General features: G+C 54.5%; 17 protein-coding genes. 10 read left to right on the top strand and 7 right to left on the bottom strand.

The annotated features are described in order from the left end of the window. Positions 1-148: 148 nt before the first annotated feature. Entirely contained in the window at positions 149-589 is a 441-nt protein-coding gene (locus EJ361_RS11310) for a nucleoside deaminase (RefSeq protein ID WP_126245729.1), read from the bottom strand. Next, complete coding sequence (gene ligA / locus EJ361_RS11305) at positions 586-2676, bottom strand: NAD-dependent DNA ligase LigA (protein WP_126245728.1); 2091 nt, start codon at positions 2674-2676, stop codon at positions 586-588. Before ligA ends, EJ361_RS11310 begins: the two co-directional genes overlap by 4 nt. A gap of 72 nt (positions 2677-2748) precedes the next feature. Between ligA and EJ361_RS11300 the strand changes: the two genes are divergently transcribed. Both EJ361_RS11300 and EJ361_RS11295 read left to right on the top strand, forming a co-directional pair. Then, the gene (locus EJ361_RS11300; RefSeq protein ID WP_126245727.1) at positions 2749-4383 is read left to right on the top strand and encodes an amidohydrolase; all 1635 of its coding nucleotides are present in this window, start codon (positions 2749-2751) and stop codon (positions 4381-4383) included. A 39-nt stretch (positions 4384-4422) separates the two neighbouring features. Beyond that, positions 4423-5127 (top strand): NUDIX hydrolase, encoded by a 705-nt coding sequence (locus EJ361_RS11295; RefSeq protein ID WP_126245726.1) that lies wholly within the window; start codon positions 4423-4425, stop codon positions 5125-5127. A 334-nt stretch (positions 5128-5461) separates the two neighbouring features. Here EJ361_RS11295 and EJ361_RS11290 read toward each other — a convergent pair whose 3' ends face one another. After that, positions 5462-5749: a hypothetical protein gene (locus EJ361_RS11290; protein WP_164714194.1), complete on the bottom strand. Its 288-nt coding sequence runs from the start codon at positions 5747-5749 to the stop codon at positions 5462-5464. A gap of 2 nt (positions 5750-5751) precedes the next feature. Here EJ361_RS11290 and EJ361_RS11285 point away from each other — a divergent pair, with 2 nt between their 5' ends. The 8 genes from EJ361_RS11285 to EJ361_RS11250 all read left to right on the top strand — a co-directional run bounded on the left by EJ361_RS11285 (position 5752) and on the right by EJ361_RS11250 (position 20182). Next, a complete protein-coding gene (locus EJ361_RS11285) occupies positions 5752-9096 on the top strand; it encodes a methylmalonyl-CoA mutase family protein (RefSeq protein WP_126245724.1) in 3345 nt (1114 codons plus the stop codon). Between the two features lie 99 nt (positions 9097-9195). After that, the gene (locus EJ361_RS11280) at positions 9196-10977 is read left to right on the top strand and encodes a MutS-related protein (RefSeq protein ID WP_126245723.1); all 1782 of its coding nucleotides are present in this window, start codon (positions 9196-9198) and stop codon (positions 10975-10977) included. 51 nt (positions 10978-11028) lie between these two features. Beyond that, entirely contained in the window at positions 11029-12111 is a 1083-nt protein-coding gene (locus tag EJ361_RS11275) for a PA0069 family radical SAM protein (RefSeq protein WP_126245722.1), read from the top strand. 436 nt (positions 12112-12547) lie between these two features. Beyond that, positions 12548-14458 carry a transglutaminase-like domain-containing protein gene (locus EJ361_RS11270; protein WP_126245721.1) on the top strand — a complete coding sequence of 637 codons (1911 nt, stop codon included), beginning with the start codon at positions 12548-12550 and terminating at the stop codon, positions 14456-14458. A 7-nt stretch (positions 14459-14465) separates the two neighbouring features. Continuing rightward, the gene (locus EJ361_RS11265) at positions 14466-16685 is read left to right on the top strand and encodes a DUF3857 domain-containing protein (protein ID WP_126245720.1); all 2220 of its coding nucleotides are present in this window, start codon (positions 14466-14468) and stop codon (positions 16683-16685) included. Positions 16686-17210: 525 nt separating this feature from the next. Beyond that, on the top strand, positions 17211-17777 hold the full coding sequence (locus EJ361_RS11260) for a DinB family protein (protein WP_126245719.1): 567 nt from the start codon (positions 17211-17213) through the stop codon (positions 17775-17777). Positions 17778-17943: 166 nt separating this feature from the next. Next, positions 17944-18684 (top strand): hypothetical protein, encoded by a 741-nt coding sequence (locus EJ361_RS11255; RefSeq protein WP_126245718.1) that lies wholly within the window; start codon positions 17944-17946, stop codon positions 18682-18684. An 88-nt stretch (positions 18685-18772) separates the two neighbouring features. Continuing rightward, positions 18773-20182: an RtcB family protein gene (locus tag EJ361_RS11250; protein WP_126245717.1), complete on the top strand. Its 1410-nt coding sequence runs from the start codon at positions 18773-18775 to the stop codon at positions 20180-20182. A 79-nt stretch (positions 20183-20261) separates the two neighbouring features. Here EJ361_RS11250 and fcl read toward each other — a convergent pair whose 3' ends face one another. The 4 genes from fcl to EJ361_RS11230 form a co-directional block, all read right to left on the bottom strand. Then, complete coding sequence (gene fcl, locus EJ361_RS11245; RefSeq protein ID WP_126245716.1) at positions 20262-21191, bottom strand: GDP-L-fucose synthase; 930 nt, start codon at positions 21189-21191, stop codon at positions 20262-20264. 3 nt (positions 21192-21194) lie between these two features. Then, complete coding sequence (gene gmd, locus EJ361_RS11240; protein ID WP_126245715.1) at positions 21195-22307, bottom strand: GDP-mannose 4,6-dehydratase; 1113 nt, start codon at positions 22305-22307, stop codon at positions 21195-21197. A 109-nt stretch (positions 22308-22416) separates the two neighbouring features. Beyond that, a complete protein-coding gene (locus tag EJ361_RS11235) occupies positions 22417-23550 on the bottom strand; it encodes an acyltransferase family protein (protein WP_126245714.1) in 1134 nt (377 codons plus the stop codon). Positions 23551-23616: 66 nt separating this feature from the next. Continuing rightward, positions 23617-25515, bottom strand: coding sequence for an ABC-F family ATP-binding cassette domain-containing protein (locus EJ361_RS11230; protein ID WP_126245713.1), 1899 nt, complete (start codon positions 25513-25515; stop codon positions 23617-23619). Positions 25516-26076 lie beyond the last annotated feature (561 nt).

Here is a 26076-nt window from a genome sequence, read left to right as displayed (position 1 = left end):
TCGCAGGCATAATTTCCATTCCGGAACACACCGGTATCCATAAACGAAAAACGCGGAAGGCAGGTTCCGCGCAAGGTAAGTGCACAGGCGATGATCCGGCGCACGTTTTGATGATGAAAAAACGGCGGCCCGAAAAGGCCGCCGTTCCTTATTTTCTGCGTTTCTGGAAGAAATCCTTCACCATCCGTAAACTCTCTTCCCCCAGTAAACCCGTTTCCACTTTCGTTTTCGGATGAAAGGGCGATTTGCCGTCCGTCACCCGGCGGTAGCCGTTCTTTTCATCCGGCGCTGCGTACACGATGCGCCCGATCTTGCTCCAGTACAACGCGCCGGCGCACATTACGCATGGTTCCAAAGTTACGTAGAGCGTAGCTTCCATGAGGTATTTGGCACCGAGGTAATTGAAGGCCGACGTCAGCGCGATCATTTCCGCGTGCGCCGTACAATCGGTCAGCATCTCCACCTGGTTATGGCCCCGGCCGATCACCTGCCCGTTCATCACCACCACCGCGCCAATGGGCACTTCTCCCTTCTCTTCGGCCAGGCGCGCTTCTTTCAGGGCCTGGCGCATGAAATGCTCGTCCGTCATTGTACCATATTTATGAATTCATCTTCCGTCAGGATTTTGACGGTATTGATCTTTTTCGCTTTTTCCAGTTTGCTGCCGGCATCTTCGCCCACGATCAGGTAATTGAGTTTGCTGCTCACGCCGCTGAGGATCTTCCCGCCCTGGGCCTCCACCATTGCTTCAGCATCGCTGCGCTTCAGTTTGTGAAGCGTGCCGGTAAACAGGAAGGTTTGTCCGCCAAGGGTTCCCTCTTCCGATCTCGAACCCTTGCTGCTGGCGAGGTTCAGGCCGAGCGATCCGAGTTTTTGCAACATGTGGATGTTATCCTCGTTGAGGAAAAACTGCCGTACGCTGCCGGCAACTTTCGGCCCGATGTCTTCCAGCGCCAGGAGCTGTTCTTCCGTATACGACGCCAAATCGAGCAGGTGAGATACCGCATTGGCGAGGGTTTTGGCAGTAGTTTCGCCGACATACCGGATCCCCAGCCCGAAGATCAACCGGTGCAGCGGCTGCGCCCGCGAGGCTTCGATGGCCGTCTGCAGGTTGGAGACGGATTTCGGCCCGAAGCCTTCCAGTTTGCCGATGGCGTCGAAATCGAGCGCGTAAATGCCGGGCACATCTTTGAGCAGGCCAAGTCCGTAAAACTTGCGAACATTGCTTTCGCCGAGGCTCCGGATGTCCATCGCATCCTTGCTCACGAAATGGATCATCCGTTCCACCACCTGCGCTTCGCAATTGATGTTCACGCAGCGCCACACGCTTTCGCCTTCCGGCTTGAACAGCGGATCGTGGCACACCGGGCATTCCTTGGGGAACACGATATCGGTTTCGGTGCCGTCGCGCAGGTCGGCTACGGATTTCACGATGTACGGGATTACGTCGCCGGCTCTTTCCACCAGCACGCGATCCCCGATCTTGAGGTCTTTTTCTCGGATGACGTCTTCATTGAAAAGGCTCACGGAAGCCACGGTTACGCCTCCGATGGGCACGGGGTCGATCTTGGCCACGGGCGTGATGGAGCCCGTCCTGCCCACCTGGAACTCCACGTCCCGCAGGATGCTCGTTGCCTGCCGCGCCTTGAATTTATAGGCCATGGCCCAGCGTGGATGGTGCGTGGTCATGCCCAGTTTGTCCTGCAACTGGTAATCGTTCACCTTGATCACCATCCCGTCGATCTCGTAAGGCAGATCGTCGCGGTGCGCCTCGGATTCGGCGCAATACGCGATCACGGCGTCGATCCCTTTCACTACTTTCATTTCCTTCGCAGGGCTCCGGAAGCCCAGCTGCCAGAGCATATCGAGGGTATTGCTGTGGGTCTGGATGGCGGGCGGTTCTTCCATCCCGTCCTGCATCGTATGGAAACTCATGTGATAGAGGAACGCTTCCAGCCCGCGTTTCGCCACTTCATTCGGGTCCACGATGCGCAGCGAGCCGGATGCGGCATTGCGCGGGTTGGCCAGCGGCGGAAGGTTGTCTGCGCTACGATGTTCGTTCAGCCGCGCAAATGTCTTTTTATTGATGAGCACTTCGCCCCGCAGTTCTATCTGCTGGATGCCGTACCGCGAAAAGTTGGCGGAAAGCGGAATGGAACGGATCTGGCGGATGTTGACCGTAATTTCGTCGCCCTGCACGCCGTCGCCCCGCGTGGCGCCGCGGGCCAGCATATCGTTTTCGTAAATGAGGGAAATGCTGGCGCCGTCGAACTTCGGTTCCACGCAATATTCGATTTCCTGCAGCCCGGAAGCTTCCCGGTTCTTGCGGTCCCAGTCCAGCAGGTCGTCTGCATTGTACGAATTCTCCAAACTAAGCATGGGCACGAGGTGCTGCACCGTGGGGAAGTTCTTCGTGAGCCCCTGCGCCACGCGTTGCGTGGGGGAATCCGGGGTTTGCAGTTCCGGGTTGTCTTTTTCCAGCTTTTTCAGCATGGAAAACAGGCGGTCGTACTCTTCGTCGCTCAACACGGGATCGTCCTGCACATAATATCGCCAGTCGCTATGGCGGATCACCTGCCGCAGCGCGTCGGCCAGTTCCTGTGGAGTGCCCGATTTGCCGGACAGCAGCGCCTTCGCTTCCGAGGCGAGGGCTATTTCAATGTCTTTCGCGTACATGATGTATCTGGATAAATCAAAAGTCTGCCGTAAATTTAAACTTTAGTTACCACGCGCGAATAAATTCTTGCCATGAAACACAGCAGTCTAGTAGCACTGGCTTTTATCCTTTTTGCCTGTAAAAGTAAGGAACCGGCGGACCTCCTCGTCCACAACGCCGTCATCTACACGGTGGATACCGGTTTTCGCGTGATGCAGGCCATGGCCGTTACCAATGGCAAGATCGTGGCCACGGGGCCGGAAAAGGAATTGATGGCAAGATTCTCCGCGAAAGAAGCGCTGGATGCCAAAGGAGGCACCATCGTTCCCGGGTTTAACGACGCGCACGCCCATTTTCTCGGATACGCTGCTTCATTGCGGACGGTAGACCTGACCGGCGCCAGAAGCTGGGACGAGGCCCTGGCGCGGGTGCGCGACTTCGCCGCCAAAAATCCCAAAGGCTGGATCATCGGCCGGGGATGGGACCAGAACGACTGGCCCGTGAAAGTGTATCCCGATAAATCGGCCCTCGACCGCATGTTTCCCGACCGCCCTGTGTACCTGGAGCGGGTAGACGGGCATGCCGTGCTGGTGAACCAGGCCGCCATCAAGCTCGCCGGTATCACGCCCGCGTCTACCGACGGCGGTGGTTCCGTGGAAGTGAAGAACGGCGCCATGACGGGCATCCTCATCGACAATGCCATTTCCGGCGTATCGAAATTGATCCCGGAAGCCGATACCGCCACCGTGATCGCATCGATCCTTGCGGCGGAGCGGAATTGCCTGGCCGCGGGGATCACCAGCATTACCGACTGCGGATTGTCGCTCCCCGAAATGCGCCTCCTCGAAAAACTCATCACCACCCATCGCCTGAGCCTCAAACTGAACGTGATGCTGAGCGATTCCGAAGAAAATATCGACTGGATATTGAAGTATGGCCCGTATGAAAAGGGCAACCTCCTTGTGCGCAGCGTGAAATTCTATGGAGACGGTGCGCTCGGTTCGCGGGGCGCCTGCCTGAAACATGATTATGCCGACAAGCCGGGATGGAAGGGCTTTTTACGGAAAGATTCCGCGTATTTCGCCGCCATGGCCGGATTGCTGGCCGGGTCGGATATCCAGATGTGTACCCACGCGATCGGGGATTCGGCGAACAAGGTAATTTTGCAGGTGTACGCGAACGTGCTGAAAGGCCGGAACGACAAGCGTTGGCGCATCGAGCACGCGCAGGTGGTGGATTCCATCGACCGGCGGTATTTCGGGGATTACAGCATTATTCCATCCGTGCAGCCGACCCATGCCACGTCAGACATGTATTGGGCGGAGGCGAGATTGGGGGCTACGCGGGTGAAAACGGCGTACGCGTTGAAGGATTTGCTGAACCAGGTGACCTGGATGCCGCTGGGGACGGACTTTCCCGTAGAAAAGATCGATCCGCTGCGGACGTTCTATGCGGCGGTGGCGCGGAAAGATACGGCGGGTTACCCGGCCGGAGGGTTCCAGATGGAGAATGCGCTCAGCCGGCAGGAAGCCCTGAGAGGCATGACCCTCTGGGCGGCGCAGGGCTCGTTCGAAGAAGGGACGAAAGGGAGCCTTACCCCCGGGAAAGTGGCGGATTTCGTTATCCTCAGCCAGGATATAATGAAAGCAAAGGAAGACCAGATACTCACCACGAGGATTTTAGCTACATTTATCAATGGTAAGCCACGTTACAAGGCGCCGCAGTGAATGCGCCGCGATTATTGACCATTCCACGATTATGTAAGTATGCACACCAAAAACATCAACACCCATCGCATCGAGATCCGGGATTATTTCATGGCGGCCATTTCGGTGGACTGCGTGATTTTCGGGTTCGACGAAGACGAGTTAAAAGTATTGCTCATCAAATCCGACCTGAAGGAGTACAAAGGCAAACCGTCTTTGCTGGGCGACATCGTGCATCCCGACGAAGACCTTGAAACCGCAGCCTACCGCGTATTGCGCGACCGTACCGGGCTGGAGAACGTGTATATGGAACAGGTGCAGGCTTTCGGGGGGATCAACCGCCATCCTGCCGGGCGCGTGGTTACCATTGCGTTCTACTCGCTCGTCAACATCCAGCATTCGGAACTGAAGACGCAGGAGAACGAGCTGCACTGGCATTCCATGAAAGATATTACGGACATGGCTTTCGATCATAAAGACATCCTCGATACCTGCTACCAGCGCCTCCAGGCCAAGGTGATCGATCAGCCGGTAGGCTTCAACCTGCTACCCAAGAAATTCTCCCTGCGCGATTTGCAGAACCTGTACGAAGCCATCCTCGACGTGAAGCTCGACCGCCGGAATTTCCGGAAAAAGTTCTTCGCGATGGATTACCTGGTAGATCTGAACGAGGAGGAAAAGGACGTGCGCCACCGCCCGGCAAGGCTCTACAAGTTCAATCACGATAAATACAACCTGCACCACAAAAAGAATCTCGGTTTTTGATAGGATTTTAACCTTCGAGGTAAAAATTTTAGCTGGCTTCAAATCCTTTATGGTAAAGCGTTTGATGGAGGGATTCCCATGTACCCGGGACACCCATAAAAGTGTATATTTTTCAGAATTCGGGCGAAAAAATTGTTTTTTAACAAAGTTTTAATTAAGATTGTGTACGATATACACACTATAACGGAGAAGGGTGTAATCGACCTAAATAGCTACCAATTTCTGAATCCAGATATTTAATCAACAGACGATATTTCAGGAGAACCCGAGCGAAAGCCATCAAGCCATTCAGCGCCTTCATGGGGCGTTTATCATCTGATTATATTGCATTTTATCAAATTCCACGTTGTGATGCAGGACAAATATGTCTTTCATTAAGCAGGCTGTTCCATCCCGGACAGCCTGTTTTCATTTTACCTACTTGTTTGTGTGTTGCCGGCCCGCCGTTCAACGCTGTGAAAAATTCAGTTGCAAGGGGTTGCAGTTGAAAATTTTTTAATGAAAGGTGGATATGCCTTTCAATGTTCCAAATTCCTTCTCCTCCGCAGCCGCAGCCGCTATTTTCGTAACTTGCATGTTTCCCCCGGGCGTTAGCCGCGCCAGGCATAAGAAGATTTGTCAAACATGACTTATACACCGAACAACAAAATCAGGATTGTAACCGCAGCGGCCCTGTTCGACGGGCACGACGCGGCCATCAACATTATGCGCCGCATCATGCAGGGCACCGGCGCCGAAGTGATCCACCTCGGGCATAACCGCTCCGCCGCCGAAATCGTGGACTGCGCCATCCAGGAAGATGCGCAGGGCATCGCGGTAACGTCGTACCAGGGCGGGCACATCGAGTTCTTCAAGTACATGTACGACCTGCTGAAGGAAAAAGGCTGCGGCCACATCCGCATCTTCGGCGGCGGCGGCGGCACCATCCTCCCCTCCGAAATCGATGAGCTGCACGCATACGGCATCGCCAGGATTTATAGTCCGGACGATGGCCGGAAGTTCGGGCTCGCCGGCATGATCGAAGACGTTATCCGCCAGTGCGATTTCGAAACGGTGGAAAAAGGTAAATGGAAACTGGACGCCGCGAAACTCCGGCATTTCGACTCCCCGGAAATCGCAAAAGCCATCACTTACGCGGAAAATTTCGCGCTGAACGGGCAGCAGGAAGACCTCAAGATCATGGCCTCCCGCACCGTGCCCGTACTCGGTATCACCGGAACGGGCGGCGCCGGTAAATCCAGCGTTACGGACGAATTAGTTCGTCGCTTCCTGCGGACGTACACCGATAAAACCATCGCCGTTATTTCCGTAGACCCGTCCAAAAAGAAAACGGGCGGCGCACTGCTGGGAGACCGCATCCGGATGAACTCCATCCACCACCCCCGCGCCTACATGCGTTCGCTCGCCACGCGCGAAAGCGATAAAGCGATCAGCCTCCACATCCAGGAAGCCATCGATATCTGCAAAGCCGCCGCATTCGATTTTATCATCCTCGAAACCTCCGGCATCGGCCAGAGCGACACCGCCATCGTCGATTACTGCGATGTACCGTTGTATGTGATGACCCCCGAATACGGCGCCGCTTCCCAGCTGGAAAAGATCAACATGCTGGATTACGCCGATCTCATCTGTATCAATAAATTCGATAAAGCCGGCGCGCTCGATGCCCTGCACGACGTGCGCAAGCAATATAAGCGCAACAATGGTTTGTGGGACGCGAAAGACGAAGTCCTCCCGGTAGTAGGCACCATCGCTTCGCAATTCAACGACCCAGGCGTGAACCAGCTCTTTGGCCGGCTCATGCACCGGATCGTGGAAAAAACCGGCACGCACTTCGGGGAAGACAAGCCCGATAAACCCGTGACCGCCACATCCACCAAATCCCTCATCATCCCGCCCGCCCGCGTCCGCTACCTGTCCGAAATCGCGACGGCGAACGCGGAGTATAACGAATGGGTGACGGAACAATGCGCCCTCGCCACACAGTGGTACCAGCTAGATGGCGTCCTCAAAACGCCCGGGCTCAAACATGCCGCCGAACTGGAGGAAATCAGCCGGCACGTACAGCAAAAGATCGCGCCGGAATGCAAAGCCCTCATCAACGGCTGGCCCGCGCTGGTAGCGAAGTTCAAAGCCGATTACTATGAATTCCAGGTGCGCGACAAAGTCATCAAACTGCCGCTTTTCAGCGAAAGCCTCAGCCATACCCGCATCCCGAAAGTGTCGCTGCCGAATTACAACGACTGGGGAGATATCCTCCGCTGGCAGCTCACCGAAAACCTCCCCGGAGAATTCCCTTACGCAGCGGGCGTGTTCCCGCTGAAACGCGAAGGCGAAGACCCCACGCGGATGTTCGCCGGCGAAGGCGGGCCCGAGCGCACCAATAAAAGGTTTCACTACGTTTCGGTGGATCAGCCGGCCAAACGCCTGTCTACCGCGTTCGACAGCGTAACGCTTTACGGCGAAGACCCCGCCTATCGCCCGGATATTTACGGGAAGATCGGGAACAGCGGCGTGAGCATCGCTTCCGTAGACGATGCCAAAAAACTCTATTCCGGCTTCGACCTCTGCGACCCCAAGACCTCCGTGTCCATGACCATCAACGGGCCCGCACCGATATTGCTCGCCTTTTTCATGAACGCCGCCATCGACCAGGAATGTGAAAAATACATCGTGAAAGAGGGGCTCCAGGAAAAGGTGGATGCCATCATCCGGAAGAAATTCAAAGATCACCCGCTTCCCAGGTACAATGGCGAACTGCCCCATGGTAACGATGGGCTGGGCCTGCGCTTGCTGGGGATTTCGGGCAGCGATGTGCTGGAGCCGGAAGTATACGCGAAGATCAAAGCCTATGCGCTCAGCACCGTTCGCGGAACGGTGCAGGCCGATATTTTGAAGGAAGACCAGGCGCAGAATACCTGCATCTTCTCGACCGAATTCGCGCTGAAGCTGATGGGCGACGTGCAGGAGTATTTCATCCGTGAGAAAGTCCGCAACTTCTATTCGGTGAGCATTTCGGGGTACCACATTGCCGAAGCCGGCGCCAATCCCATCACACAGCTCGCGTTCACACTGGCCAACGGTTTCACGTACGTGGAATATTACCTGAGCCGCGGCATGAACATCGACGATTTTGCGCCGAACCTGTCTTTCTTCTTCAGCAACGGCATGGACCCCGAATACGCCGTGATCGGCCGTGTGGCCCGGCGCATCTGGGCAAAGGCCATCAAGTATAAATACAAAGGGAACGACCGCTCGCAGAAACTGAAATATCACATCCAGACCTCGGGCCGCAGTTTGCACGCGCAGGAGATCGACTTCAACGATATCCGTACCACGCTGCAGGCGCTCTACGCCATATACGACAACTGCAATTCCCTCCACACCAACGCGTACGACGAAGCCATCACCACGCCCACCGAAGAAAGTGTGCGCCGTGCGATGGCCATTCAGCTCATCATCAACCGGGAACTGGGAACGGCGAAGAACGAAAACCCCAACCAGGGTAGCTTTTTCGTGGAAGAACTGACGGACCTCGTGGAAGAGGCCGTGCTGGCGGAATTCAACCGCATCACCGAGCGCGGCGGCGTGCTAGGCGCCATGGAAAGGATGTACCAGCGCAACAAGATCCAGGAAGAAAGCCTGTATTACGAATCGTTGAAACATTCCGGCGAGTTTCCCATCATCGGTGTTAATACCTTCCTCAATAAAAACGGCTCGCCCACGATCATTCCGGCGGAAGTGATCCGTTCCACCACGGAGGAAAAAGAATACCAGATCAATGCGCTCAACGCGTTCCAGGAGCGGCATTCAGCCGACGGAGAAACGCAGCTGAAAAAACTGCAGGACGTGGCGGTGCAGAACGGCAACCTGTTCGCGCAACTTATGGAAACCGTGAAATACTGCACCCTCGGGCAGATCACGCATGCGCTGTACGAAGTGGGCGGCCAGTATCGCAGGAATATGTAGCCGGAAATATCAAATCATAAGAAAAGCACGACGGATAGGGTCGTGCTTTTTGTTTTGATCGCTTCTGGATTTCATTTCCTTCTATCGTATCTTTCCGGCATGCAAACCGCCACCACTTACCAGCAAAGGATAGACGAAATCTCCCAACGCCTCCGCCAAACGGATGCACGGCTTAAACAGCTCAGTTTCATACGGCTGCTGGCTTTTGTGGGCATCCTTTTCACGGCGATCCAGTATTTCCGGCAGGATTTCCATTGGCCCTGGCTGGCGGGCGCATTCGTGCTCGTTTGCGGGTTCGTCTGGAGCCTGGCGCGGTACCAGAAAGGGAAAGACCACCAGGCTTACCTGAAAGAACTCCTTTCCCTCAATGAAAAAGAACGGAAACTGGTGACCGGCGGCGGCGCGGATTTTGAGGATGGCGAAGCGTTTATCGACGATCAGCATGATTTTTCCGGCGACCTGGACGTGTTCGGCCCCTCGTCGCTGTATCAGCATATCAACCGCACCGGCACGCTGTCGGGCAAGACGCGGCTGGCCAACTGGCTGAAATCTCCCCTGCAATCTGCCGGTGCGATCCGCGACATGCAGGCTGCCGTAAGGGAGTTAAGCCCCCGGATAGGGTTCCGGCAGGATTTTGCGGCGCATGCCCGGCTGGCGAACGAGTCTCCGCGCGACATGGAGGAGATCCGCCTGTGGAAATCCGCGCCCATGGAGTTTGTGCACCGGAAGGGATTGCGGATCGCGGCGTACGCGATGCCGGCGCTTGTATTGGGCGGTATGGTGTATTATGGTTTCACCGGCACGTATGTCTGGATGTTGCTGGCGCTGTTCGTGAACTGGGGGATTTTGCTGATGAACGTCAAGAAAGTGAATGCCCAGCACATCCTGGTGTCGAATAAGGAAAAGGTACTGGCGAAATTTGCGGTGTTGCTGCGGATGATCGGCGCGGAAGACTGGAAAGGCGTGCCCTGGCTGGAAGCGCAGAAGCGTACGGCCACGGATGCCGACCGTTCGCTCCATGCCCTTGCGCGGGTGAGCAACGCGCTCGACCAGCGGATGAACCTGCTGGTGGGGATCGTACTGAATTCCATCATGCTGTACGACATTCACTGCATGTTCCGCCTGGAACGATGGAAGGAAAGGCATCGCGGCGATATGGACGAATGGCTGGACGCGATCGCGCTCATGGAAACGGCGAACAGTTTGGCCACTTTTGCCTTCAACCACCCCGATTATATTTTCCCCGAAGTGGGTGGAGGGATGAGTGGTACCGGTGGAGAAGGGATCGGTCATCCGCTGATCCCCGAAAACGAATGCGTGAAAAACGACTGGAGCATCGCCGGAAAAGAACAATGCCACATCGTGACGGGGTCGAACATGAGCGGGAAAAGTACTTTCCTGCGGAGCGTGGGCGTGAACTGGCTGCTGGCGATGACCGGCGCGCCGGTTTGTGCGGTACGGTTCCGGTGCCACCCGGTGCGGATCATGACGTCTATGCGGATCAGGGATTCCATCGCGCGGCATACTTCTTATTTCCAGGCCGAGCTGCAGCGGCTGCAACGCATCATCGATGTATTGAAAAGCGGGGAGGAAGTGTTCATCATCCTCGACGAAATCCTCAAAGGCACGAATTCCGAAGATAAGCTGACGGGCTCCCGCGAGCTGGTGAAGCATTTCCTGCAGTTCCGCTGCGCGGGGATGATCGCCACGCACGACCTGGAGCTGGGCGCGCTGGAAGCGGAGTGCCCCGGGCAGGTGCGCAACTACTGTTTCGAAAGCAGTCTCGATAACGGAAAACTGCACTTCGACTATACGATGCGGCCGGGCATCGCGCGGAATAAAAACGCCACTTTCCTCATGCGGCAGATGGGGATCATATAAATTTTTGTTGCACTAATAAAATTAGTATTTTTACTAAAATTATTAGTGTATATGACGCTCCCGTTCAGCGATACACCCGCTTCATTCCCATACTATAAAGGCCGCGGCGCCCAGGTGAACCCTAAGAACAAATACCTGGCGGAAGAATACGCGCAGGAACATCCGGAAGGCATCGACGACTGGTGGCAGGCGGACGTTCCCACGCAGATCTTCGAAGAAAACGCGAAAACGCTCGTGAATAAGGTCGACAGTCCCGATGTGGGCATGTGGTACTCCATGAACCCTTACCAGGGCTGCGAGCACGGCTGCATTTACTGTTATGCCCGGAATTCGCACCAGTTCTGGGGGTTCAGTGCCGGGCTGGATTTCGAGCGGAAGATCGTCGCCAAAACGAATGCGCCGGAGTTGCTCCGCAAGTTCCTCAATAATAAAAACTGGGTCCCCAGGCCGTTGTCCCTTTCGGGGAATACGGACTGTTACCAGCCGCTGGAGCGGAAAATGTGGCTGACGCGGCAGTGCCTGGAAGTGGCCTGGGAATATCGCCAGCCGGTGGGGATCATCACGAAAAATGCGCTGGTGTTGCGGGATAAGTACATCCTGCAGAAAATGGCGGAGCATCAGCTGATTTGTGTGTACGTGAGCCTGACGACGTTGCAGGAAGACCTTCGCCAGAAGATGGAACCGCGGACGGCCACGGCCGTGCAGCGCCTGAAGGTGATCCGGGAGTTGTCGGAACTGGGGGTTCCGGTGGGGGTGATGACGGCGCCCATCATTCCGGGACTGAACGATCACGAGATCCCCCGGTTACTGGAACAGGCGGCGGAGAATGGCGCGAAATACGCGGGGTACACGGTGGTGCGCCTGAACGATGCCGTGAAGATCATATTCAAGGATTGGCTGCAGAAGAATTTCCCCGACCGGTCGGAAAAAGTGTGGCACATGATCGAAGGGCTTCACGGCGGCGAAGTGAATGATAGCCAGTTTGGCCGCAGGATGCGTGGCGACGGGAACCTGGCAGACATCATCCGCCAGCAGTTCAGGGTGCAAACGAAGCGCCTGGGCATGAACCAGGAGAAGTTCGAGTTCAACACGAGCCTGTTCGCCCGGCCTACGAACCAGTTGAAGCTGTTTTGAGGGAAGGTCGCTCGATAGGTACTCTTGAGCAATTATCCATGTAAATCGAAAGTTTGCGTTCGAATTGCAAGGATCCATATCGGCGACTCGGTATCGATCAGTTTGATGCAGAAATCAGCAGGCCGTTTTAGACAGTGAGATTGTTGTATCGGCGGCTCTGTATCCATCAGTTTGATATAGAAAGGATCGTGTTATTAGTTTGATATAAGAACTTGCCTGCGCTTTTTTATCCAGCCAAAATTGACTTCAGTAACAGGATATCAAGGTCAGGAAGAAGTGGCATGAATTGCAATGGCGAGCCAATGCTGCAGCGCATGGTCCTTCAAGTCGGAATTATACGTTATTCCTAAAGCAATAACCCGCTGCGAAGTGCGGATGAGGGTTTAATATATAGATATTTTTACTATCTTTAATCCCCTCATACCTGTAAAATAACATGCGAACCGCACTTACTTCCCTGTGCCTCAGTGCTTTATTGTGCTGCTGGATGCCCCCTCCCGCGCATGCCCGCACCCACGCATCCGGCCCAACGGCACCGGCGGAGGAGAACACCAACTTCGTTATCCGGGAAAAGAAAGAACGCTATGAATTCACCCGTGGCGATAAACCGAACCCCGTTTGGGTAAAGGAAACCTCCGGCACCACATACCGCTGCAACGAATTTCGCGAATCCATCCCCATCGTCACCTTCTATAACGATTACAGCCGCGTGGAAGCAGTAAAAGCCTGGGTAGACGGCGACCGCTTCAAAGTAAAACCCGAACACCGCTACCACGCCATCGAGGATATTTTCTACGCAGACGCCAGGATCTGCGGGTTCATGCTCCCGTTCAAAAAGAAAGGAACGGAAAGCCGCACCGAAATCGAAAAAATCACCATCGATCCCCGGTATTTCAACACTGTATATTTCCAGGAAGACTATCTCGTCGAATCCAAAGAAGTCACCATCGTTATACCCCGCTGGATGAAAACGGAAATAAAAGAAATGAACTTCGATGGGCACGGCATCCAACTCGTCAAATCCTACGATAAAAAACTCGACGCCGACGTTTTCACCTACACCGCCACGCAAATTCAACCCGGCAAAAGCGAGCCCGGAGCCCCGGGCCCCAGCTACCTCTATCCACACCTGCTGATCTTCAGCCACAGCGCAGATTCCCCCGCAGGCAGCGCTACTTACTTCGGCAACCTGCAAAACCTCTACGCCTGGTACCACAGCCTCGTGGCCGCCGTCGATAACGACCGCGATGCCGTCAAATCCACCGCGGCCGCCATCGTGAAAGACAAATCCTCAGACCTCGATACAATCAAAGCCATCTACACCTGGATGCAGGAAAACATCCGGTACATCGCCTTCGAAAACGGCATAGCAGGCTTCAAACCCGCCAGCGCACAGGATGTACTGGCCAAAAAGTACGGCGACTGTAAAGGAATGGCCAACCTCACCCGCGAAATGCTCGCCTCCCTCGGTTTCGACGCCAGGCTCTGCTGGATCGGGACGCGCCACATCGCCTACGACTATTCCCTGCCCACCCTCGCCGTGGATAACCACATGATCTGCGCGGTTTTGCTGGACGGCAAAACCTGGTTCCTCGATGCCACCGAAACCTACATCGGCTTCGACCAATACGCCGAACGCATCCAGGGCCGGCAGGTGCTCATCGGCAACGGCGACATATTCGAGCTGTCCCGCATTCCCGAGCGCACCTTCGTGCAGAACCGCCAGACCGAAAAAAGGGTACTCCGCATCGAGGGGGCGAAACTCACCGGCACCGCCTCTCACCGGCTTACGGGCGAATGCATCGAAAACATCCTGTCCAGCATCCATCAAATCCGCAAAACGAAACTCGACGAAGCACTGCAGGAATACCTGTCCAAACAGAACAGTCAATACCGCATCGCCAACATGCGCACTTCCGACCTCCACAACTGGAATACCGACCTCGTCATCGAATACGACATCACCCATCACGACGCCGTGAGCGCCTTCGGCGACGAGCTCTTCGTGGAATTGGACTTCCGCAAGGAAATGGACGACGCCGGCATCGATACCGCCCGTCGCCGCCACGACTTCTGGTTGCCCTACAAACGGCAACTGGTGCAGGAAACGGTGCTTGTCCTGCCGGATGGCTACAAGGTGAAATCCCTCCCGCCAGCGCTCGAGGTAAACCAGCCCAACTACGCCTTCAAAGCGGCATACGAACAGCAAAACGGACAGGTCATCTACCGGAAAGAAATCATCATCCGCAATACGCGCCTGCAACGCAAAGACTTCGCAGCCTGGAACGCCGACATCAAAAAACTACGCCAATCCTATCTCGAACAAATCTCCCTTACCAAAAAATAATTCACCGATGAGGACCACCATTGCCATCATTATCTGCCTGTTGCTGTTCATCACCGGTATGGTAGCCCAGGAGCGGAAGCCCGAATCCTGGGACGTGCAGGCGGAAAAAAAGTATAAAAAACGGCAGGAGGAAGTGAAGGAGGAAGTCTGGAACATCAAACAGGCCGGATTCCGCAACCGGACCGTACCTCCGGAATATGCGAACGAATCCACCGTGATCCTGGCCCGGTACGTAGATCTTATGACGCCGCAGAAAGCCGTGAAACTCCATCGAACGGAGCGCAACCTCGTGGCTATCAATGATAAGGCAGCGCTGGAACGGTACTCCGACTTCGAGTTCAAACAATACGAAAACTACAACGACAGCTACCAGCTGGAGCCGTTCGATAAAATCACGAAAGTTGTGTACCTCGGCGTCCGGATTTATAAAAAAGACGGCTCCACGAAGGAAATCTACGGAGATGAAGCCGTTGTGACCGACCTGGTGCGCAACCGCTACAAATCCCGCAAGCTCGCCATTCCCGACCTGCAAGTGGGCGATCTCGTGGATTATTATTTCCGGGAAGAATCTTTTGTGACCGGCGCCAACAACTTTTCGCGCGAGCTTTTCGTGTTTGGGGAGGAAGAGCCGGTACTGGAATATGCGATCCACGTCGGTGCGTTCAATGAATGGTTTTCGATGGAATACCGGTCGATGAACGGCGCGCCCAATTTCAAGGAACGGTACGACGATCACCTCATTCACCTGGACATGCTCGTGCGCAACATCCCGCCCCAACCCGTCAACCTCTGGATGAACCCTTTCCGGCAATTACCCATGGTGCGGGTGCACCTCCGGCCCGGTGCCCGTAACGAAAAAGCCGGCCGCAGGAAGGAAGGGATGATCTACGCCAACCCCAATGCCACAAAGATCCGCGACGAAGCCGTCATGAACATCGCGCCGCTCCGAAACCTGAAGGCCGTGACCACCCTGCCCTCGTACGCAGAAGTGACAGAACGGGTGAAACGTTTCAAAAAGGAAAACCCCAACGCATCGCAGGCCCAGCTGGCGGAATTCATTTACCACGTAGTGCGGTATGCGGTCGTTTACCACATTTGGCCCAACGATCCCATCGTGGTGGACCGCCGCCGCAATTTCAACGCGCTGCGCGAAGAGAATTTCCTGCTCTATGTGAATTATGTACTCGATAAATTCGATGTGCCCGCAGAATTCGTGTTCACCACAAGGAAAGACGGCCCGGCGCTGACGGACGTATTCGATTCGGACGATTTCCGGATGATGTTGCGCACTACGGGCGACAAGCCCGTTTATATAAGCGTTGACGGCCTTTTCGCGACTACAGACCACATTCCGGCCGAATTCGAGGGCCAGAAAGGATCGCTGCTGCCGCGAAGCAGTGCACATGTAGACGGACAGTGGGACATCCCCGAAAGCCCCGCAGGCCAGAACCGGCAGACCAACCTGATGAAGATCGGCTTCGCGAAAGACAACCTCCAGCAACTGGAGATCGACCGCGAAACGACGGTTACCGGCCATTTCCGGAAGCGCACCCAGCAACAGCTTTTGTTATTCGAAGATTATTACACCGAGGAAAGGAAGCTCCTGGGGATAGAAACCTCGTTCATGGACGATTTCAAAAAAAGCCGGAATACCCGCGCCCTGCACGATGAATACCTGAACGCCTTCGACAGGGCGCGCCGCGCCGTGAAAGACTATTTCCGGGAAGAAGTGCAGCAGCAGTTCCAAGACGCAACCCTCACGCTCGACACTTTCGGGATCAAGGCGATGGGCCTGCGCACCGAAACCCCCGACCTGGTCTACAATACCCGCTTTTCGCTGGATGGGCTGGTCAAAAAAGCCGGGGCAGACTATATCCTCGACGCCGGCCGGCTCATCGGCGGGCAGATCGCCGTGAAGCCCTCCCAGCGCAAGCGCACCGCGGATATTTATATGTCTTTCGCCCGGTCGTTCGCATATGACATCGAATTCGACATCCCTGAAGGGTATGTGGCCGAGGGAATAGAAAAACTCCCCAGGCAGGTAGACAACGAATGCGGAAGCTTCATCGTGATAGCGGAACAAAATGACGGGAAGCTCCGGTTGCAGATCACGAAAACATATAAGACGGCCCACGCCGCAGCCGCAAAATGGCCGCAGCTGCTGGAAATGATCGATGCGGCGGAAGCCTTCAAAGACCAGAAGATACTCCTCAGAAAAGCGGGGTGACAAAAAGAAATTTTCAAGGAAACAATTTTTTAATAAAAAATATTGCGAAAGAAAAAAAATTATTTTCTATCTTTGTTGACGTAAACAAACGCTAAATAACAATGTCACGCAATTGTACATTTAAGATGAAGGTCGCAAAACGCATGCAGAAGCAGGCGGGTGGCTATATGCGGGCAGGTTATAGCAGGTAACAAAGCAAGAAGTTATCCGAAAGATATAACAGAAGGGTCCCGCAGAAAATGCGGGACCTTTTTTTTAGTGCTGATGGACATACAACTGAACAAAACAATCGCGCAAGTGCGACGCCGGGCAATGGCGTGCTGGATGTGCCTTTCATGGTACCCTCCTGGTGGGACCGTTATGCATTGATGTGAACGTAATTATTACGAACGTTATTCATAGCCCGGTCCGCCACCCATAGCCGACCGGGCTTTTTATTTGAAGCCCCGAAACGGAAACGAACATACATTATAACATGGTAAGTGCTTTTTAGAGAAAAAGTGATTTGCCCCAAAACGAGACCCAATGAGAAACGTTGTACAATTTGTAAGAGAGGCCCTGATCAACAATTTCCGGGAATTGGACCAATGGTTCCAGGAAGATTCGGTATTACTGCATTTTAAACCGGAACGCGACACCTGGAATGCGCGGGAAGTGATTGAACATATATGCCTTACCAACTATTTTCTGCTCCTGACCATCAATAAAAGCACCCGCCGCGCGCTGGAACGCAAGGTTGACGGGTTGCACATCATGCCGGGATCGGATTATGAAGATAAATTCCGGCAGATCGAAGTCGTGAGCAGCAAATCCTTCGGATGGGTAAACCCCGCTCACCTGGAGCCCTCCGGCACCAGGGACCTCGATGAAATCCGCATCCTCCTCAAACAACAATTTGCGCAGTGCATGTATAATCTCAGCCTGCTCAAAAACGGAGAAGGAAAACTCGTCAAAACGATGATGACCGTCAATAACCTGGGGAAACTGGATATCTATCAATATATCTTCTTCCTCACCAAACACATCGAACGCCACATCGCTCAGTTACACGAACTGCGCGACCAGTTCGAAGAAAGTGCGGTAATGATCTGAACTATCTATACAAAGCAAAAGAAAAGAGTCAACCCCGGCTCCCGCTTTTGCGGGAGCTTTTTTTAACACTTAAAAATGCCAACAATGAGAAAGAATCATACATCCACATACCAAAACCTCAAACCGGACCGCGTAGCGATCCTATCCACAAACTATAACATCAGGTATGATGGACTATACGACGACGGCGGAGGAAAGCTGCTCCTTGCTCTCCTTCCGCATACGGTGCCCGCGCTCCCGAAAGCGCGCCGTGCGGGAAGACCGGGAAAAACGATTGATTAAACTAAGACGTGAAATCAACAGGCTGGACGAAATAAATGACAAGCTCGGCTTCGAACCGCTGGACCCACCCATCCAGCGGGGATTCGAGCGGTCGTTCGCCTTGCGTGAAGACGTGGCGAAATCGGCTGATAGCCAATTTTACCAGAACATCCTCGACAGGATCAATACGAAACAGTATCATCCCTACCGTCATTTTAAAGAGAAGAAACGGCAAAAGGGAAAAAAGGTATATGTCCCTATCGATCATCAGCTTCGCGAACCCTGCCCCCAATCGTTTCAGCAGCTTGCATTCAGCGAAAAGGAAACTGCCTGCTTCGAGCTGTATCCGTTCTATTTTAAAGACAATCTGACCCCCGCCTGGTATTACCGCTTCCGGGAACCCTGGCGTTTTGTTTTGTGCATCCGGCCTCATTGGGTGGATAAGCGGAAGATAAACAGTGTCTTGATCGAATCCCGGTTGAAAGAAATCGACAATTACCTCGACGGCCGCCACCTGTGGTGCAAGATCCAAAGAATGAAAGGTTGGCGGGTAACGAGGTACAATTGCAAGGAAACCGGCAAGTTCCCGAGAGAACGGCACCGTATGGCTTACTGGCTGGAATCAGCCGCAAAAGAATTTTTATAATTTTTATCCCTACCCGGTACCGTGGCATAAAAGATGCCGCGGTATCGTTAACTTGTCTGTCAACAGACAGACGTTTTAATTCATCTATATGTCAAAACTCAAACTTCGCGGCAAAGACCTCCGGGCTATCGGTTACCCCGAATCTCCCGTGATCAGCGTCGCGATCGGTGTCATGGAGAAGCATTACAAGCATCACTCGCAAGACGCCGCGCTGGCCCTGCTTTCGCAGGTGCTGCAAGACCCCGCCGCTTTCGCGGCAGACGAGCATCTCGGCAAAATCGCCGAAAAGCTCATCGTGGAAGAACCCACGGAAATCCCGATTCTCGAAGCCGCGCTGCCTTACCAGGTTTTCGGGGAAGCATTCATCGACGAAAGCGCGCTCCGGCAAATGAACTACGCCATGCGCTTGCCGGTAACCGCCGCCGGCGCACTGATGCCGGATGCCCACCACGGATACGGACTGCCCATCGGCGGCGTGCTCGGTGTCCGCAATGCCGTGATCCCTTACGCCGTTGGCGTAGACATCGGCTGCCGGATGTGCCTGTCCATCCTCGATATTCCCGTTGCGAACCTCGAGAAAAACGCGTCGCAGTTCAAACGGGAACTGATCGCACAAACGGCTTTCGGCGCCGGAACGCCGTGGAAAAAGCGGGAAGACGATCCCGTGCTGGAAAATCCTGCGTTCGAAGAAATCGGACTCCTGAAACACCTGCACGATAAAGCTGCCGCACAGCTGAGCACTTCCGGCTCCGGCAACCACTTCGTGGAATGGGGCGAAGTAACGATCTCCGACCCCGCGAACGAATGGAACCTGGAACCGGGAACGTACCTGGGTTTGCTGTCGCATTCCGGCTCAAGAGGCCTGGGCGCCCAGATCGCCGGGCATTACACCAAAGTGGCGCGTGAAGTTTGCCAGCTTCCGCGGGAAGTACAACACCTCGCCTGGCTGGATATGGATTCCGATAACGGACGGGAATACTGGATGGCGATGAACCTCGCCGGAGATTATGCTTCCGCGAATCACCACCACATCCACCGCCGGCTGATCAAGGCCATGGGCGCTACTTTGCTGGCAAGGGTGGAAAACCACCACAACTTCGCCTGGAAAGAGAATCATGGTGGGGAAGACCTTATCGTTCACCGGAAAGGCGCCACTCCTGCGGGTAAAGGCGCACTCGGCGTGATCCCCGGATCCATGACCGAACCGGGATTCATCGTACGCGGACGGGGCTTCGAAGCTTCGCTGGATTCGGCTTCGCACGGCGCGGGCCGGCAGATGAGCCGCTCCAAGGCCACGCAAACCTTTACGATGCACGAACTGAGCCGCCTGCTGCGCGATAAAGGCGTAACACTCGTTGGCGGCGGGCTGGACGAAGCGCCGGGTGCCTACAAAGACATCCGCGCCGTGATGGCCGCACAAAAGCCGCTGGTAGACGTGGTAGGATCTTTCCTTCCGAAGATCGTCCGCATGGCCGACGGCGGACCGGGAGAAGATTGATCATCCATCCGCCGGAGATAAAAAACGGGGGAGACAGTAAGCTGTCTCCCCCGTCGTATTTTCAGCAAAGGCTGTCCTGTTAAGCCTTTTGCAGGAATTTTTCTTCGTACACCTGCCTGATCCCCTGTTCCAGCGGGATTTGCGCTTTCCAGCCGAGGCTGTGGAGGCGGGAAACGTCCATCAGTTTGCGGGGCGTGCCGTCGGGTTTGGTGGTGTCGAACACCAGTTTCCCTTCGTATCCCACGATTTTCTGTACCATCCGCGCCAGGTCGGCGATGCTAAGGTCTTCTCCCACGCCGATATTGATCGGGCCGGGCTCGTTGTAGCCCTGCATGAGGAAGAAACAGGCATCGGCCATATCGTCTGCATGGAGGAATTCGCGGAGGGGCGATCCCGTTCCCCAGATCACCACTTCGCTTTGCGCATTGGTTTTCGCGTCGTGGAATTTGCGGAGGAGGGCGGGCAGCACGTGGGAGTTCTGCAGATCATAGTTATCGTTGGGGCCGTAGAGATTGGTCGGCATCACGGAAATGAACTGCGAACCGTACTGGCTGCGGTAAGCGTCGCACAGTTTGATGCCGGCGATCTTGGCGATGGCGTACGGCTCATTGGTCGGTTCCAGCGTACCGGTGAGGAGGTATTCTTCCTTCAGGGGTTGTGGCGCCAGTTTGGGATAGATGCACGACGATCCGAGGAACATGAGTTTTTTCACACCGTTGAGATGGGCATGATGGATCACGTTGTTCTGGATCATGAGGTTATCGTACAGGAATTCCGCGCGATAGGTGTTGTTGGCCACGATGCCGCCCACTTTGGCGGCGGCGAGGAACACGTAATCGGGTTTTTCTTCCTGGAAGAAAGCCGCAACGGCGGCCTGGTTGCGCAGGTCGAGGGTGTCCGAGGTGCGGGTCACGAAGTTGTGGAAGCCCGCTTTTTGCAGTCTCCGCGTGATGGCGGAGCCTACCATGCCACGGTGCCCTGCGATGTATATTTTGTCGGTCGGTTGCATGTGTTATTCGAATTGGTTCAGGACTTTGTACCCTGCGTCTTTCAGGAGTTTTTCGCGGCGGAAAAGTTCGATATCGGCCTGCATCATGTCTTTCACGAGGCTATACAGGTCGTGTTCCGGTTGCCAGCCCAGTTGGGTTTTGGATTTGGTAGGGTCGCCGATGAGAAGGTCCACTTCCGTGGGGCGGAAATACCGTGGGTCCACGGCTACCACTTCCGTTCCGGGTTTGAGGGGGAAATCGGGGTGGGTGGCGGATTTCACGATACCTTTTTCTTCTGCGCCGGCGCCGGTGAACTCCAGTTCCACGCCGATCTCGGCGAAGCTGAGGCGGATGAAGTCGCGTACGGTGTTGGTTTCGCCGGTGGCGATCACGTAATCTTCAGGTTTATCCTGCTGGAGGATGAGCCACATTGCTTTCACATAATCTTTGGCATGGCCCCAGTCGCGTTTGGCGTCGAGGTTGCCCATAAAGAGTTTATCCTGCATGCCGAGGCCGATCTTGGCGACGCCGCGGGTGATTTTGCGGGTCACGAAAGTTTCGCCGCGGAGGGGAGATTCGTGGTTAAAGAGGATACCGTTGCAGGCGTACATGTTGTAGGCTTCGCGGTAGTTGACGGTGATCCAGTACGCGTACATTTTAGCGACGGCGTAGGGAGACCGGGGGTAGAACGGGGTTTTTTCGGATTGGGGGATTTCCTGCACCAGGCCGTACAATTCAGACGTAGAAGCCTGATAAATGCGGGTTTTTTCCGTCAATCCCAGCAGGCGCACGGCTTCCAGGATGCGGAGGGTGCCTATGCCATCCACGTCGGCGGTGTATTCCGGCGTTTCGAAACTTACCTGCACGTGGCTCATGGCGCCGAGGTTGTAGATTTCGTCTGGCTGTACTTCCTGGATAATGCGGATGATATTGGTGGAGTCCGTAAGGTCGCCGTAATGCAGTTTCAGGTTGACGTTAGGTTCATGAGGATCCTGGTATAGGTGATCGATCCGGTCTGTGTTGAACAGGGAGGTGCGGCGCTTGATGCCGTGCACTTCGTACCCTTTTTTCAGGAGCAGTTCCGTTAAATAGGCGCCGTCCTGCCCGGTGATCCCCGTAATTAAAGCTTTTTTCATCTGTTTGGGCGGATTTTATCCCGGCAAAAATAGCATTATCCCGGGTATCGGCGGGGGAAAAATGAAACCGCCCGGACAAATCTGCCGGGCGGTTCGCAACTATCGGTCGTTACACACGTATATAAATTTTCTTTCTATCCATCCACCATCCCACGAGCCACAGCAGTAGCACGTGGAAGAGCGCGAAGGCCAGGGAGCCGGGGTAATCGCCGAGGGCGGGCTGGAAAATATGATGGTACATCCAGCTGTAGAGCCCTTCATGGTCCGGGCCGAGCCGGAAATAGGTGTAAGTGTCTACCAGCATGCCGGACAGTACGTAAATGAACAGCGGGTTTTTCCCGAACACTTCGAAGAAATAGGTCCCTTTGCCCTGCCAGCCTTTCATTTCAATGAGGTAGATGAGGACGGAAAGCACGAGGGTGGCCAGGCCTACGGTGTAGAGCACGTAAGAGCTGGTCCAGATTTTCTTGTTGATGGGGAAAACGGCGCTCCACAGCAGTGCGATGGCGATGAGGGCCGATCCGGCGATCACCAGTTTGAGGAGCATGCCGCGGGCATGGCGGTTCTTCTGCACATAAGCGCCTACCAGGTAGCCGAACACCACGTTCCCGACGGCGGGCAGGGTGCTCAGGAGCCCTTCGGGATCGAAAGCCACGCCTTCGCCATGGTACATGTGCGATTCCCCGAGGATGGCGAGGTCGATGGCCTGGCCTGCGTGGCCGGTCATGCTGTAAGGGTCTCCGGGTGCGCCGAAGAAATACATCACGGCCCAGTAGCCCAGCAAAATCAGGACGGTAGCGATGGCGGCGCCTTTGGGTTTCAGGTAGTGGATGAGCAATGCCCCGATGCAATAACACAGCGCGATGCGTTGCAGCACGCCGAGGATGCGGAGGTTATTGAAGTCCATGAAATTGAAATGCCCTTCCGCGTCGTAGCGCCCGAACGGATACATGTTCAGGAACAGGCCGATGAAGAAAATGAGGGCCGTCCGCTTGAAGATCTTGCCCAGCACCTGCGCATTGCTAAGGGTGTTAAACTTCTTCATGGCAAAGCTCATGGCGTTGCCCACGGCAAAAAGGAAGAACGGGAATACCAGGTCGGTAGGCGTACAGCCGTTCCATTTGGCGTGGTTGAGCGGCGCATACACGTACTGCCAGCTGCCCGGTGTGTTCACGAGGATCATACAGGCAACCGTCAATCCGCGAAATACATCTAAGGATAGAAAACGTTGATTTTGGTTCATTGGCACGGGTTTATCCGTTAAATCTAAACCAAAATCCCGAAAAATGCTAGTCCGTTAACGTTACCGTTAGCCCGCCATTTCGCTAAGCTCCAGCCATCGCATCCCTTTTTCGTCCAGCAGCCCGATCACTTCGCCGACGCGTTTTGCGGCCTGCTGGAGCTGGTCGTACGATAATGACCCGGTGGCCATCTTCTCGTCGATCGATTTTTTCTCCTGTTCCAGCGCTGCGATTTCTTTTTCGAGGAGCTCCAGTTCCCTTTTCTCCTTGAAAGACATTTTTTTCCCTTTCTGTTCCGCGGGTTGGGCGGGCGCAGGGGCTGCAACTTCAGCGGGTTTGTGGGGAGCGGTTTTGATTTTTTCCTGGTCTTTTTCCCATTCGCGGTACTGGGTGTAGTTGCCGGGGAAGTCCCTCACTACGCCGTCTCCCTCGAAAACGAAGAGGTGATCTACCAGTTTGTCCATGAAATAACGGTCGTGGCTTACGATGATGATGCAGCCCTGGTAATTGAGGAGGAAATCTTCCAGGATGCTCAGCGTGGGGAGGTCGAGGTCGTTGGTGGGCTCGTCGAGCACGAGGAAATTGGGGTTGCGGAAGAGGATGGACAGGAGGTGAAGCCTTCTTTTTTCCCCGCCGCTCAGTTTGGACACGTAGGTGTATTGTTTTTCGGGCGGGAAGAGGAAGAGTTGGAGGAATTGAGCGGCTGAAACTTTTGTCCCGTCTGCCAGGGGGAAGTTTTCGGCGATATTTTTCACGAATTCGATGACGCGCATGTCTTCCTTGATGACGAGCCCTTGCTGGGAATAGTTCCCGAAAACCACGGTGTCTCCCACGTTGATTTTGCCGGAGTCGGGCTGTTCGGACCCGAGGAGCATGTGGAGGAAGGTGGATTTGCCGACGCCGTTTTTGCCGACAACGCCTATTCTTTCGCCTTTTTTGAAGGTGTAATCGAAGCCGCGGAGGATCTGGAGATCGCCGTAGGCTTTGTATACCTTCTTGAGTTCCAATATTTTACCGCCGAGCCGGGTCATTTTGACGTTGAGTTCGAGTTGTTGTTGTTCGAGGCGTTTGGCGGCTTTTTCCTTTACGTCGTAGAAGGCGTCTTGGCGGGATTTGGATTTGGTGGTGCGGGCTTTGGGTTGTTTGCGCATCCATTCCAGCTCTTTACGGTAAAGGTTGCGGGCTTTTTCGGTGCTGGACCGGTCAGATTCCTCGCGGGCGGCCTTTTTCTCCAGGTAGTTTTCGTAATTCCCTTTATAGATATAGAGCTCGCTATTGTCGATTTCCATGATTTCGTTGCAGACGGAGTCGAGGAAATAGCGGTCGTGGGTAACGAGGAGGAGGGTGACGTTTTCCTGGTCGAGGTAATGTTCCAGCCATTCGATCATGGAAACGTCGAGGTGGTTGGTGGGCTCGTCGAGGATGAGGAGGGTGTGTTTATGTTCGAAGCCGATATCGATGAGGACTTTGGCGAGGGCCACGCGTTTCTGCTGGCCGCCGGAGAGTTTGTCGACCGGTTGATCGAGGTGGTGGATATTGAGTTTGCCGAGGATTTGTTTGACTTTGGCGTCGAAATGCCAGGCGTTGAGGGCGTCCATTTTCTCGATGGCGGCGGAGAGGGCGAGCGCGTCGGGCTCGGGGGCGTCCGGGTCGGTGAGGGCTTCGTAGTCCTTGATGGCGTTGAGGATGGGGTGGTCGTGGTCGAAGATGTTTTGGAGGACGGTTTCGCCGGGTTGGTGGCGGCTCGACTGTTCGAGCATAACAACCGTAACATCTTTATGGATCCAGACTTTGCCTTCGTCGCCGTGTTCGGTGCCGGTGAGGATCCTGAGGAGGGTCGATTTTCCTGTGCCGTTGAGGGCAACGAGGGCGATTTTATCGCCTTCTTCGATGTGGAAAGAGATGTTTTCAAAAAGGGGCTTCTCGCCGAATGATTTGGAGAGGCCCTCCACCGTTACGTAATGCATGGCGCGAAGTTAAACCCTTTTCAGAAAATTGGTTTTTTCAATATTTTTTTCGTATATTCATAAAGGGAATAACAGATGGGATTTTTTTCAATGGGAACCTTATTATAGCCTTCCAGCGTTACTATAAGAATCAATTAATATAATGGCATCCCGTAATTGCTTCGGGTGAAAATGATATAGCAGGGGAGCTCCGGCAGAAGCAGGCTCATCCATCGCTTGCCCCAGACACGGCCTTTTTCCATTTTTTTGTGGTATCTTTTGTTTGTCTCCCCTGGTTGAAGGAGAATAAAAAATCCTGCCTGTATGGGCGGGATTTTTTCGTTGCGGGGGGATGGGAAAGGAAAAGCCTCCCCTGGAGAGGGAGGCTTTAAATCGATTTTGCTACAGAAAAAGATGATGTAGGTTAGGTAGGGATTATCGGGCTTTTTCCACCTTTTTCATGATCCAGGCGAAGGAGAATAAGCCGAGGAACACGATCCCACCGGAGAGAAAATTCAGGAACAGGCTAGTCATGACAATTAGATTAAAGTACTGTTCCTAAGTTAAGAAATATCGCGTGAA

This window comes from Chitinophaga rhizosphaerae, from assembly GCF_003958645.1.
GTDB lineage: Bacteria > Bacteroidota > Bacteroidia > Chitinophagales > Chitinophagaceae > Chitinophaga > Chitinophaga rhizosphaerae.
This window is presented reverse-complemented; position numbering and strand designations above follow the sequence as displayed.